At 71.6% G+C, this 12,950-nt stretch carries 11 protein-coding genes; 4 read left to right on the top strand and 7 right to left on the bottom strand.

Annotation, left to right across the window (positions count from 1 at the left end; translation table 11 throughout):
- Positions 1–5: 5 nt before the first annotated feature.
- Entirely contained in the window at positions 6–1,229 is a 1,224-nt protein-coding gene (locus tag EUA93_RS11090) for a site-specific DNA-methyltransferase (RefSeq protein ID WP_275937874.1), read from the bottom strand.
- 103 nt (positions 1,230–1,332) lie between these two features.
- On the opposite strand from EUA93_RS11090, the gene EUA93_RS11085 reads away from it, so the two are divergent.
- Positions 1,333–2,748, top strand: a complete 1,416-nt coding sequence (locus tag EUA93_RS11085; protein ID WP_129400194.1) for a phosphodiester glycosidase family protein — start codon at positions 1,333–1,335, stop codon at positions 2,746–2,748.
- Between the two features lie 13 nt (positions 2,749–2,761).
- Here EUA93_RS11085 and EUA93_RS11080 read toward each other — a convergent pair whose 3' ends face one another.
- Positions 2,762–3,361: a hypothetical protein gene (locus EUA93_RS11080; RefSeq protein ID WP_129400193.1), complete on the bottom strand. Its 600-nt coding sequence runs from the start codon at positions 3,359–3,361 to the stop codon at positions 2,762–2,764.
- Between the two features lie 67 nt (positions 3,362–3,428).
- Between EUA93_RS11080 and EUA93_RS11075 the strand changes: the two genes are divergently transcribed.
- Positions 3,429–4,415 (top strand): GTP pyrophosphokinase, encoded by a 987-nt coding sequence (locus EUA93_RS11075; RefSeq protein WP_129400192.1) that lies wholly within the window; start codon positions 3,429–3,431, stop codon positions 4,413–4,415.
- A gap of 35 nt (positions 4,416–4,450) precedes the next feature.
- Positions 4,451–5,590 carry a calcium:cation antiporter gene (locus EUA93_RS11070; RefSeq protein ID WP_129400191.1) on the top strand — a complete coding sequence of 380 codons (1,140 nt, stop codon included), beginning with the start codon at positions 4,451–4,453 and terminating at the stop codon, positions 5,588–5,590.
- 91 nt (positions 5,591–5,681) lie between these two features.
- Here the strand turns inward: EUA93_RS11070 and EUA93_RS11065 are convergent, their stop codons facing one another.
- From EUA93_RS11065 to EUA93_RS11045, 5 genes are read right to left on the bottom strand one after another with little or no spacing between them, the layout of a single operon-like run.
- Positions 5,682–6,488 (bottom strand): ABC transporter substrate-binding protein, encoded by an 807-nt coding sequence (locus tag EUA93_RS11065; RefSeq protein ID WP_129400190.1) that lies wholly within the window; start codon positions 6,486–6,488, stop codon positions 5,682–5,684.
- Between the two features lie 3 nt (positions 6,489–6,491).
- The gene (locus tag EUA93_RS11060; RefSeq protein WP_056906137.1) at positions 6,492–7,088 is read right to left on the bottom strand and encodes a GTP-binding protein; all 597 of its coding nucleotides are present in this window, start codon (positions 7,086–7,088) and stop codon (positions 6,492–6,494) included.
- The gene (locus EUA93_RS11055) at positions 7,069–7,437 is read right to left on the bottom strand and encodes a DUF742 domain-containing protein (RefSeq protein ID WP_129400189.1); all 369 of its coding nucleotides are present in this window, start codon (positions 7,435–7,437) and stop codon (positions 7,069–7,071) included. Before EUA93_RS11055 ends, EUA93_RS11060 begins: the two co-directional genes overlap by 20 nt.
- A 14-nt stretch (positions 7,438–7,451) precedes the next feature.
- Positions 7,452–7,880: a roadblock/LC7 domain-containing protein gene (locus tag EUA93_RS11050; RefSeq protein ID WP_090967801.1), complete on the bottom strand. Its 429-nt coding sequence runs from the start codon at positions 7,878–7,880 to the stop codon at positions 7,452–7,454.
- Positions 7,877–11,494, bottom strand: a complete 3,618-nt coding sequence (locus tag EUA93_RS11045) for a sensor histidine kinase (protein WP_129400188.1) — start codon at positions 11,492–11,494, stop codon at positions 7,877–7,879. Before EUA93_RS11045 ends, EUA93_RS11050 begins: the two co-directional genes overlap by 4 nt.
- Positions 11,495–11,744: 250 nt before the next feature.
- Between EUA93_RS11045 and EUA93_RS11040 the strand changes: the two genes are divergently transcribed.
- Positions 11,745–12,941, top strand: a complete 1,197-nt coding sequence (locus EUA93_RS11040; RefSeq protein ID WP_129400187.1) for an endonuclease — start codon at positions 11,745–11,747, stop codon at positions 12,939–12,941.
- Positions 12,942–12,950 lie beyond the last annotated feature (9 nt).

Here is a 12,950-nt window from a genome sequence, read left to right as displayed (position 1 = left end):
GAGTCTCACCGGATATCCGGTGACTCCCGAACCACCTCGAGCCCGCCGCCGAGCTGCTCGGCGACGGCGGTGAGGCGGGCGACCGTGATGTCGGCGACGGTGGCGAGGCCGGCGGCGTGGGCGTTGGAGCCCGGGCGGGTCGGCTCGGTGGAGTTGATGCTGAGGCAGCGTCGAGTGCCGCCGTCGGCGAGGTTGGCGAGGGCGACGGCGTGGCCGGTGGTGCCGCTGCCGGCGAAGGGATCGAGCACGACGACGTCGTCGGGCAGGGTGGCGAGGATCCGGCGGACCAGGCCGGTGGGCTTGGGCGACTCGAAGACGTGACCGACGAGTGCCTTGAGCTCGGCGACCGCGGAGTCGGTCGAGCCGATCTCCTCGGCCAGCCAGATGGTGCGCAGCTTCTTGCGCCGGCCGCCCTCGCGGTGCAGCCAGTCGCGCTGGAAGATGTCGGCGCGCTCGCCGCCCCGGCCGCGGATCACCCGGCACTCGAGGTCGTCGGGCCGCTCGTCGACCCGCGGCCGCGACCAGCGCCACACGGCCGCCCGGCCGTCGCCGAAGACCGGCGTGAGGGCCAGGGCACCGTCGAACGCGGTCGTGGACACGCGGCCGGTCACCGGGTCGCCGTACAGCTCGAAGTGCAGGGTCGGCGCGGTGCCGGGGTTGAACTTCTTGTTGGTGTTGCGCAGCGGCAGGTAGCGGAAGCGCCGCCCGTCCTCGGTGGTCTGCGGGAAGTCGCCCTCGTCGACCGCCTCGGTCGTGCTCGCGTCGACCGCGCAGCCGGGCAGGTGCCGGGCGTAGGCCAGGACGTACTCGTGGCTGGTCGCGAACCCGCGCCCGAGCTGGCGACCCTTCGGGTTGAGGTTGACCACGACCTGCGCCATGAAGTTGGCCTCGCCGAACACCTCGTCCATCAGCAGCCGCAGGTGGGCGACCTCGTTGTCGTCGATGCTGACGAACACCGCGCCGTGCGGCGCCAGGACCTCGCGCACCGCCTCTAGCCGGGGGCGCATCATCGCGGTCCAGGCGGCGTGCCGGCCGGCGTACCGGTCGGGGTGCGACCCGTCGCGGAAGCGGTCGGCGTACGCGAAGTCGTTGCCGGTGTTGTAGGGCGGGTCGGTGTAGACGACGTCGACCGAGCCGGGCGCCAGGCGCGGCAGCACGTCGAGGTTGTCGCCGGCGTGGAAGGTGTTCCACGGCTGCCCCGCGCGTGGGTACGACGACTCCTCGGGCACGTGCCGCAGCCTAGGGCGTCCGGGCCCGGGCGCGGGGTCACGATTCGGGGGCGGTGGTCCCAATATTCCCACCAGCCCCAGAGCGTCCTTTACTCTGGAACGCGTGACTGTCTTCGCCCGCAGCCCGCTGTCCCGCAAGCCTGCCCGCAGCCGCGTCCTGACGCTGGCCACCGCGGGCGTGCTCGTCACCGGCCTCGCTGCCACGGCCGGCATGGCTCCGTCGGCCGCCGACGACCGCAAGGCCTCCGACCGCGGCTCGCTCACCTCGCAGGGCGACAGCGGCTACCGCGGACGCAACCAGACCTCCGACGGCAGGCCGGGCACGCTCGTCGGACCGCCGGTCAGCATGCGTGCGCGCACGGCCACGGCGAAGAACGACGTCAGCTACGAGATCGCGCCCGGCGTCACGCTGCGCGAGTGGGACCAGGTCGACGGACGGCTGCCGGTGGGACAGGTGCGGATGAACCTGGTGAGCATCAGCCTCGACGCGCCCAACCTCAGCTTCGAGTCGCTCTCGCCGACCTACGTCACCAACCGCCTGAAGGTCAGCGAGTTCGGCGCCTGGAACAAGGCGCTGGTCGCGGTCAACGGCGACTTCTTCGACATTGGCCGGACGGACGCACCGCTCGGGGTCACGATCGACGACCAGCGAGGCATCCTCGGCGGCTCCCGCGACGGCTGGATCCCGGGGGTGAACTCGACGCTGTGGTTCGACGACTCGGGCCCCCACGTCAGCCCGCTGACCCTGGAGTACACGATCCGGCAGCGGAAGGCCTGGACGGTCAGCGGCATCAACCACCCCTCGATCCCCGCGGGGCAGATCGGCGTCTACACCTCCGACTGGCACCGCACCTCGGGCTACGAGGTCACCGCCGGGAAGAAGCGGGCGCGCGAGGTGGTCCTGCGCAAGAACAAGGTCATCTCGAACCGGCCCAAGCTCTCCAGCGGCAAGAAGATCGGCAAGAAGGACCGGGTGCTCATCGGCACCGGCCAGATGGCCGGCAAGCTCGCCACGCTCAAGAAGGGCAAGAAGCTCACGCTGTCCAAGCGCATCGTGGGCGGCCGGCCGAAGGTCGCGATCAGCGGCGACCGCCCCCTGCTCGTCAACGGCGTGCGCACCGTCATCAACGACACGATCGCGCACCCCCGCACGGCGGTCGGCATCGACGCCGACGGCCGCAAGCTGCTGATCCTGGTGGTCGACGGCCGCTCGGCGGTCAGCCGCGGCTACACGATGGTCGAGCTCGCCAACATCATGACCGCGCTCGGCGCGGAGAACGCCATCAACCTCGACGGCGGCGGCTCCTCGGCGATGTACACCCGCGCCGGCACCGGGGCGATGGGCATCGTCAACGAGCCCTCCGACGGCGGCGAGCGGCTGGTCGCGAACTCGTTCGGGGTGGTATACAACGGCGAGCTGCCGCCGGTCATCCCGATCCTGCCGACGACGCCGACGCCCACCCCGACGGTGCCGCCGACCACGGTCCCGCCGACCACGCCTCCGCCCTCGAAGGGCTGACGAGCAGCGCGGGTCAGGCGTTCGGCGCGGCGAACACGACGACGTACGTCACCGGCGCCAGGCACTGGACGGTGCTCTTGGGCAGCTTCGGCAGCACGGTGAAGCCCGCCTCGCCGGCGTCGATGGCGACGTTGCGCGGCGCCTCGCAGCCGATGCTGACGATCGCGCCGTAGGGCGTCGCGTCGGGCGAGGCCTGGGCGACCTGCGCCACCGTGTCGGCGATCGTGGCGTCGAAGCCGTTCTGGAGGCCGGCGGTGAAGTCGGTGACCGCCTGGTCGGTGTCGAGGGCGAACGCCATCTCCGACACCGAGCCGCCGGCGTCGGTCCGGCTGACGAGCTGCGCCTCGGTGACGCCGGCGGAGCCGATGGCCTCGATCGGGCCGTCGGTGCCGCTGCCGGAGTCGGGCTCCTCGCTCGTCGGCGTCTCCGAGGGAGTCTCCGAGGGAGTCCCGGACGTCGTCTCCGTCGGCGCGCCCGTCGAGCCGGCGGGGTCGGTGGCGGTGTCGTCGCCGGCGTCGGACCCGCAGGCCGACAGCCCGGCGACGAGGGCGAGACCGGCGACGAGGGCGGCTGGACGGGGGCGGCGCAGCCCGGACTTCAGTGACGTGTTCATGGTGGTTCGACGATAACCGGCGCGGTACGGCTCCCGGTGCAGGCTCGTGCTCTGGCAGGCTGGCGTCATGAGCGAGCAGGAGCCGGTGCGCGAGGCAGTGAGGTCGTACGCCGCCCGCCAGCCGCAGCTGGTGGCCGCGACGGGCGCGTGGGTGACGCTGGTGCGCACGCTCCTCGACGACGCCGGGATCGACTACCTGAGCGTCACCGGGCGCACCAAGAGCGTGGCGTCGTTCGCCGCGAAGGCCAACCGCACCGAGGGAGGCGAGCCGCTCTACCGCGACCCGCTCGAGCAGATCACCGACCAGATCGGCGTCCGCGTCATCACCTACGTCCACAGCGACGTCGCCGCCGTCGCCGAGCTGCTCGACGACGAGCTCACCATCCTCGACGACCGCGACCTCGGTGAGGAGATGGCACGCTCGGGCCGCTTCGGCTACGCCAGCCGCCACCTGCTCGTGCGGGGCGACGACGGCGAGGGGCACCAGGAGCTCGCCGGCGAGCGGGCCAGCATCCAGCTCCGCACGGTGCTGCAGCACGCGTGGGCCGAGTTCGAGCACGACATCCGCTACAAGGGCAGCGTCCCCGAGGACGCCGCCGCCGACCTCGACCGGCGCTTCACCCTCGCCGCCGGGCTGATCGAGCTGGCCGACCGGGAGTTCTCCACCATCCGCCGCCGGATCCAGGTCGCGGCCCCCGGGAGCACGCCCGAGGCCGAGGCCGACCACATCGTCGGCCAGGAGCTGGCGACCTTCCTCGCCGGCCACTACAGCGACGCCGGCTGGTCGCACACCGACCACTACGACTGGATCGCCGGGCTGCTCGCCCAGCTCGGCATCGACACCGTCGACGACCTCGCCGACCTGCTCACCTCGGTCGACGCCGACGCGGTGATCCGGCGGATGGGCTACCGCTACCCCGCCGGGGCCGTACGCCGTCTCGACGACGCGCTGCTGGCGATCTTCGGCGAGCAGTACGTCACCCTCGAGGGCAACAACCACCGCGTACCACTCCTGCGGGCTCGCCTCGAGAAGCTGACGACCCCCGAGACCTGAGGGCGGCCTTCAGGAACGCCCCATAGGGTTGCCTTATGAGCAGGCCATCCTGGACGACCCTCGCCCCCGTCGTGGCACTCGTGGTGCTCGTGCCGGCATGGTTCGCCCATCCCGAGAGCCCCGTGGTGCTGGGCGTCCTCGCCCTCCTGCTGGTCGGCGCGGTGCTGGCCGCGGTGCACCACGCCGAGGTCGTCGCGCACCGGGTCGGTGAGCCCTACGGCTCACTCGTGCTGGCGGTCGCGGTCACGATCATCGAGGTCGGCCTGATCGTCACGCTCATGGTGACCGCCGACAAGGACGCCTCCGGCCTGGCGCGTGACACCGTCTTCGCGGCCGTGATGATCACCGTCAACGGCATCGTCGGCATCTCGCTGCTCGTCGGCGCGCTCAAGCACCGCCTCGCGGTGTTCAACCCCGAGGGCACCGGAGCCGCGCTCGCGACCGTCATCGCGCTCGCCGTGCTCTGCCTCGTCGTGCCGTCCGTGACGACGTCGGAGCCAGGCCCGGAGTTCACCGGCGCCCAGCTGGCCTTCGCCGCGATCGCCTCGCTCGCCCTCTACGGCATGTTCGTCTTCACCCAGACCATCCGGCACCGCGACTTCTTCCTACCGGTGGAGCAGGGCCAGCACACCCCGACCGTGATGTCGTCGGGCGGGGGCGACTCCTTCGAGCACGCGCCGGTCGACCTCGACGAGGACGGGCACGCCGACCCGCCGACCGACCGCGCCGCCCTGGCCAGCCTCGGCCTGCTCGTCGTCTCGCTCGTCGCCGTCGTCGGGCTCGCCAAGATCGAGTCGCCCGCCATCGAGAACGGCGTCGCCGCGCTCGGCTTCCCCCAGGCCGTGGTCGGCGTCGTGATCGCGCTGCTCGTCCTCGCGCCGGAGACGATCGCGGCCGTCCGCGCGGCCGCCCGCAACCGGGTCCAGGTCAGCCTCAACCTCGCCCTCGGCTCGGCGATGGCCTCCATCGGCCTCACCATCCCCGCCATCGCGATCGCCAGCATCTGGCTGGAGGGCCCGCTCGAGCTCGGCCTCAACCAGCTCCAGACGGTCCTGCTCCTGCTGACCGCCGCGGTGGCCATCCTCACGGTGGTCCCCGGTCGCACCAAGCCGCTGCAGGGCGGGGTGCACCTCGTGCTCCTCGCGTCGTTCCTGTTCCTCACGATCGCGCCGTAGGCGGGACCGAGCGGCCACCACGAGCCACCGCAGCCACCGCAACGCACCACGGCCCGGCAGGATCACCTGCCGGGCCGTGTGGGCTGGACGATCAGCCGAAGTACTTCTTGTAGATCTTGTCGTAGCGGCCGTCCTCGCGGAGCTGGGCCAGCGTGCTGTTGATCGAGCGCAGCAGCGGGATGTTGCCGTCCTTCTTGACCGCCATGCCGTACTGCTCACCGGTGTCGAACTCGCGGGCCAGCTTGAGCGTGCGGTTCTGGGTGACGAACTCGCCCGAGACCGTGTTGTCGAGCATCGCCGCGTCGATCTCGCCGGCGTCGAGCGCGGCCTGGAGGCCCGCCGCGTCGGCGAAGGTGACGACCTCGGTGGTGTCGGGTGCGTAGTCGCCCATGAAGGTCTCGCCGGTCGTCTCCTTCTGCACGCCCACGCGCTGGCCGGCCAGCTCCTCGAGGGTGTCGAGGCCCGAGCCGCGAGGCGTGATCAGCGCCTGCTTGGCGTCGAAGTAGGGGCTGGAGAAGTCGAGGACGCGGGCCCGCTCACCGGTGATGGTCATCGCCGAGACGGCCACGTCGCACACGTCGTTGTTGAGCGAGTCGCCCGAGGTGATGTCGTCGAAGTCGACGTCGATGACGTCGAGGTCGACCTCCAGCTCGTCGGCGACCTCCTGGGCCAGGTCGACGTCGAAGCCGGCCAGCTTGCCCTTCTGCTCGTAGACGAACGGCGCGTAGGGGCTGTCGGTGCACACGGTGAGCGCGCCCTTGAAGACCAGGGACACGTCGCTGAGCGAGTCGGCCGACTGGCCGCTGGCGCTGCCGCCGCACGCGCTGAGCGTGAGCAGCAGGACAGCGGAGGAGAGGGCGGCACCGGCGATGCGGTGTCGTGGAGTGGTGCGGGTCATGGCTCAGTTCGCATTCACGGTGAGCGACTCGCGCAGTCGCATGAGGGCGTATTCGGTGATCTTCACGAGCGCACCCTTGGCCTGCTCGCGGTCGCGGGCGTCGAGGCTGATGATCGGTACGTCGGCGGGCAGGGCCAGCGCGGCGGCGATCTCCTCGGCGGGGTAGCGCGGAACGCCGTCGAACTCGTTGACGGCGACGATGAACGGGATGCCCTTGGACTCGAAGTAGTCCAGCGGCGAGAAGGACTCGTCGAGCCGGGCCACGTCGACCAGCACGATGGCGCCGATGGCGCCGCGGCACAGGTCGTCCCACATGAACCAGAAACGGCGCTGGCCGGGCGTGCCGAAGAGGTAGAGGACCAGGTCCTCCGCCAGGGTCAGTCGGCCGAAGTCCATGGCCACGGTGGTGGTGGCCTTGGTGGGCACGGCGGCGAGATCGTCGACGCCCTCGGACTCGTTGGTGACGAGTGCCTCGGTGCGCAGCGGGTCGATCTCCGAGACGGCGCCGACGAGCGTCGACTTGCCGACGCCGAAGCCGCCGGCAATGACGATCTTCGTCGACGCAGCCGCGCGCTGTGCCTTAGTAGTTTCGAAGTCCACGGAGGGTCCTTTCGATGAGCTCCAGACGCTCATCTGTCGACGTCTTCTCGGTGATGGTGGCCTGGATCCGGATCAAGCCCTGCTCGATGAGGTCACCCAGCAGCACCCGGGTGACGCCGATCGGCATCTTGGTCAGGGCCGAGACCTCGGCCACGGAACGGCGGTCGCAGACCTCGAGAACCTGCGCGGCGGAAGGGGTGAGGACGGGCGCCTCTGCACCAGCCTGGAGGCGCAGCGTGGCCTCCATGGCCAGGTCGACAGAGGTTGCCGTACGACCTGAGGTGATGGTGTAGGAGCGGATCAGACGAGGGGTGTACCCGTCGTCGTCAGGCTCGACTGGCGGCGTCATGGCACGGGACCGGTTCAGCCGCCCGTACCGACGCGGGCCTGGGCCTCGACGGTACGTCCCACGCGGTCGACGAGCAGGGCCATCTCGTAGCCCACCTGGCCGATGTCGGCCTCCTCGGTGGTGAGCACGGTGAGGTTGGACCCGTCACCGACGCTCATGAGCATCAGGAAGCCCATCTCCATCTCGACGATGGTCTGCATCACCGAGCCGCCCTCGAAGAGGCGGGCGGCGCCCACCGCGAGGCTGGCGAGTCCGGAGGAGACGGCCGCGACCTGCTCGGCGCGCTCACCCGGGATGCTGGTGCTCGAGGCCATCAGGAGGCCGTCGGCGGAGACCAGGATCGCGTGCGCGGCATCGGGGACGTCGTCCACGAAGCGCGACATCACCCAGTCGAGGTCGCGGTCGTCACCAGCGGCGCCGGGGACGGAGGTTTCGTAGCTCATGCGGGGCCTGCTTCCGTGTGCTGAGTGGAACTTTGGGCTGCAGCTCGACCACGGCTGACACCGGCCTTGTGGGCCTGGAGCCGGCGACGGATCGCTTCCGGGTCGCGCGTCTTGGCTGCAGTGGGCGGGGTAACGCTACCCGGAACGAGGCGCTCTCCGGGGGCACGACGAGGGAGTCCGGCGACGGTGGATTCGGCCACGGGAGCCTCCTCCGCGACGTGCTCGGCGATCTCCCATCCGCGGTCCACCTCGGTCTGGTGGAACTCGCCCTGGCCATCACCGGCGAGCCAGCCTGACCGCATGGACTTGAAGATCGGCGAGTCCCCGCCGATCCGGGCCGGCGCCACGCCCTCGGGCGAGATGCCGTTGCTCGCATGACCCGGCTCGTACGCCGTCTCGGCGCGGGCGGCCGGGGCGTCGTACGTCGGCTCGGCGAAGGCCGCGGGCTCCTCGACCGGGACCTCGGTCTCGGTCGAGGTCTCGGTGAAGGTCTCGGTGCGGGTCTCGGTGACGGTGGCCGTCTCCGCGACGGTCTCGGTGAGGGTGTCGCCGTAGCTCGGGGCGACCGGCTGCGCGGGCTCGGGCTCGTAGGCGACGACCGGCTGGTGGGCCGGCAGCTCCGGCTCCCAGGCGGGGGTCTCGGCCACCACCGGCTCGGGCTCGGGCTCGGGCTCCGGCTCGGGCTCGACGACCTGCGTGCTCGGCGTCCCGAGGCCCAGCGGGTCGTTGTAGTCGACCTCGACCTCGTCGTGCACGTGCGCGACGGGCTCGGCGACGACCGGCTCGGGCTCGACGACGGGCTCCTCGAAGCGCTCCTCGACGGGCTCATCGGCGACGGGCTCGTCGGCGACGGGCTCGTCGGCGACGGGCTCCTCGGCGATCTCCTCGGCCACGGGCTCCGCCACGACCGGCTCGGCCTCGGCCGGCTCCGCCGAGGACGGCTCGTCGTCGAAGGCGTCCGCGGGCAGCGGGTCGGACAGCGGGTCCGGAACCGGGCTGGAGGCGGTGGACGACTCGCGCGAACGGTAGGGCTCGAAGATCGGGGGCTCGACCGGCGCCTGCGCGACGGGCGTCTCCGCGACCGGAGCCTCCTCGACGGACTCCTCCGCGACGGGCTGCTCGACCGTCCCCTCCGACACGTGCTCCGACGCGGGCTCCGACACGTGCTCCGACGCGGGCTCGGACTCGGGCTCGGACGAGGTCTCGGCGGCAGCGGCCTCGGCAGCGCGGGCCTCGGCCTCGGCCTGGGCGCGCTGGCGGGCGGCGAGCGCCGTGATCGGGACGACCCGAGCGACCTTCTCCGCGGTCTTCTCGGCGGCCGGCTCCGACTCGGTGGTGTCCCCGGCGACGGGCTCGGCGGACGCGACGGGCGCGGCCGCGGGCTCCTCGACGGGCTTGGGCTCACGCTTGCCGAACAGCGGTCCCGTGACGCCGGAGGTCTCCGGCGGCAGGAAGGCGTCGGCGCCCGTGCGGGGCATGTTGGCGCCGGGCTCGCGGCGCGGGAGCAGGCTCTCGAGCGGCGGGCGGTCCTCGGTGACGACCGGGGCCTCGACGACCGGCTCGGGCTCGGGCGTCGGCGCGACGACCTTGGCCGCGGCGTCCTTCCTGGCGGCCTTCTCCGCAGCCTTGGCCTCGGCCTTCTCGGCGCGGGAGCGGTTGCGGGCCTCGCGCTTGGACTCCACGACCTCGGTCGCGGCGGCCGCGGCAACGGCAGGAGCGGCCGCGGCGGGAACCGGCGACTCGAGGGCCTCGGCCATCTCGCGCAGGCTGGCCGCCGGGGCCGGCGCACCGGTCTGCGGGAGCTCGGGCAGCACGGACGTCGGGAGCACGACGGTGGCCGTCATGCCGCCACCGGCGTTGCGCGACAGCGTCGCGACGATGCCGTGGCGCTCGGCGAGGCGGGAGACCACGAACAGGCCCATGCGGCGGGCGGTGTCCGGGGTGGCCTCGGCGCCGTGCTCGAGGTCGCGGTTGAGCTGCTCGAGCTCGGCCGGGGGCACGCCCAGGCCGGAGTCGGTGACGGTGATGGTGACGCCGTCGGTGCCGAGCTTGGCGGCGAGGCGGACCGGCTCGGCCGGCGGCGAGTAGGTGAGGGCGTTGTCCACCAGCTCGGTGAGCAGGTGCACGAGGTCGGCTGCGGCGTCGTCGCTGACCCGGGTGCCGATGTGCGACAGGATCTGCACGCGCTGGTAGTCCTGCACACCGGAGGTCGCGGCCTGGAGGGCCTCTCCGACGCTGAGGCTGAACTGGCCGGCGGCACGGTTCGGGGCGTCGGCGAGGATCAGGAGCGAGTCGGCCGTACGACGCATCCGCGAGGCGAGGTGGTCGAGGCGGAACAGCGACTCGAGTCGCTTGGGGTCTTCCTCGTCGTGCTCGAGGCGCTCGATCTGGGCGAGCTGCTGGTTGACCAGCGAGGTCGAGCGACGCGACAGCGTCACGAACATCGCGTTGACGGTCTGCCGCAGCTGGGCCTCGCCGGAGGCGAGGTGGATGGCCTGGCGGTGGAGGTCGTCGACCGCTCGCGCGACCTGGCCGATCTCCTCGTTGGTGGTGACGTCGATCGTCCTGATCGGCTCCGGCTCCTGACCGGAACGGATGCGGGCGACCGCGTCGGGCAGGCGGTGACGGGCGACCGCGAGGGCTCCGTCCCGCACCTTGCCGATCGGCTCGAGGAGGCTGCGGGCCACGAGGAGGGCCAGGAAGATCGCGGCGGCGAGGGCGGAGAGCGTGAGCAGCGCACCGAGGAGCGCGTTGCGCTGGGCAGCCGAGGCGGCGCTGTCGAGCGAGGCGGTGACACCTGAGATGAGGGTCTCGGTGATCGTGTCGTAGGACGTGTAGGCGTCGCGGCCGTCGAGGTTCGTGGCGGAGTTGTCACGGATCTCGTTGGCGTGCCGGGTGTTCTGCGTGCGGAGCTGGGACGTCTCGGCCTCGGCGCCCTCGACCGAACCGGCGAGACGGTCGATGGCGGCCGCCTCGACGCCGACCTCCGAGAAGAGGTCCTGCGAGGTGGACTGGGCCAGCGTGGTGGAGATCAGGCCCTGCTGGAGGGCGAGCGAGAGTCGACCGCTCATGGCCTGCGAGAGCTGCTCGAGGCGCGGCTCGGGCGTCTCCTGGGCGGCGTTCACGCTGGTGATGAGCTGGGAGACGCTCGACTCGAGCTGGCGGACCAGCGCGACCCAGGTGGCGGGGCCGAGGTTCTGGGCGCCGTCACCGCGGATGGCCTGGCTGAGGTCGAGGAGCGCGTCCACGTGCGCGGTCTGGAGCTCGTCGAGGTCGGCGGTGTCGCGGGCCTGGGTCAGCGCCTCGGCGTTGGTGACGATGTCGTCGATCGCGTCGATCTTGTCGCCCTGGCTGGCGGCGGAGTCGGACTGCGCGGCGACCATGGCGGACTCGGCGGCGGTCAGGTAGTCGACCGCGGGCTGGATGATCGTGACCTGCTGGGCGCTCCGCGAAGCCTGGCGCGAGTCGCCGTAGTCGCTCGCCACGCGCAGGCCGCCGAGGACACCGGCGAGGACCAGCGGCACGGCCAGGGCGAGCGCGATCTTGCGGCGCAGCGGCCAGCCGGCGACAGAACTACCCAAGCCCTTGGCGGGCCGGGCTGCATCCTGGGTCATGTGTGCCTCGCGGGGGTGGTAGCGGCTTCGGACGACGGAACCTGCGCCGGGCAGCACCCGGAGCAGACTCAACCTAAAGAGTCCGGCGACTTTCCGTGGCGTTTTGGAAGAACTGATGCGCAAGGGTGTAAAGGAGATCGTTCAACGTCTCGCTGAGCGTGGAACCGGCCCCACGAGCACCACGCACCACACCAGGGGTTCACCTCGCGGACCTTCCCCGATGCCGGATGTTGGGGCAGGGTGACCTTCCATGACCCTTCATCTCGGGAAGGGCCGGTCGCTCGCGTCCGCCCTTGTGTCCACCTTCGTCCTGACCCTCTCCGTGGTCGCCCTGCCCGCCGTCACGGCTCCGGCACAGGCCGCCACCCCGATCACCGTCAGCCAGGCCACCGGCCAGCAGACGGGTGCCACGCAGACCGTGCGCGGCTACGTCGTCGGGCAGCCGACGGCCACCAGCACCGTCGTACGCTCCGGCTTCCCCAGCGACTACGCGCTGGCGATCGCCGACTCGGCGTCGCAGACCAGCACCTCGTCGATGCTCTACGTGCAGGTCCCCTCGGCCTTCCGCGCGCAGTGGGGCCTGAAGTCGAACCCGTCGCTGATGGGCAAGCAGATCGACGTGACCGGCGCGCTGTCGGCGTACTTCTCCCACCCGGGCATGACCGGCACGTCGGCCTTCGCGGACGCCGGTGGCGCCACGACGCCCACCGACCCGCCGACGACCGACCCGACGACGCCACCGGGCGCGGTCGACAGCCCGTGGGACGACACCTACTACGCGCCGGCGGTCGGCAAGACCGGGTCCGCGCTCAAGAGCGCGCTCCACGAGATCATCGACGACAACACCCGGCTGTCCTACGACCAGGTCTGGACCGCGCTGAAGGACACCGACCAGGACCCGAGCAACACCGCCAACGTCCTCGAGCTCTACACCGGCAGGTCGATCTCGAAGAACAGCAACGGCGGCGGCACCGGCCAGTGGAACCGCGAGCACGTGTGGGCCCAGTCGCGCGGCGGCTTCTCCACCAGCGCCGGTCCGGGCACCGACCTGCACCACCTCCGCGCCGAGGACGTCCAGGTCAACGGCACCCGCGGCAACAAGGACTTCGACAACGGCGGCTCGACCGTCTCTGGCTGCTCGGGCTGCTACAGCGACTCCGACTCCTTCGAGCCGCGCGCCGCGGTCAAGGGCGACGTCGCGCGGATGCTCCTCTACATGGCCGTGCGCTACAACGGCGACGACGGCTTCAACGACCTGGAGATGAGCTCCACGGTCGGCAGCTCGTCGTCGCAGATCGGCGACCTGGAGACCCTGCTGGCCTGGAACGCCGCCGACCCCGTCGACGCCTTCGAGATGCGACGCAACGACCGCATCCACGCGCAGTGGCAGGGCAACCGCAACCCGTTCATCGACCACCCCGAGTGGGCGAGCGCGATCTGGAACTGATCTCCCGGC

It is taken from the genome of Nocardioides oleivorans (assembly GCF_004137255.1).
GTDB classification, from domain to species: Bacteria; Actinomycetota; Actinomycetes; order Propionibacteriales; family Nocardioidaceae; genus Nocardioides; species Nocardioides oleivorans.
This window is presented reverse-complemented; position numbering and strand designations above follow the sequence as displayed.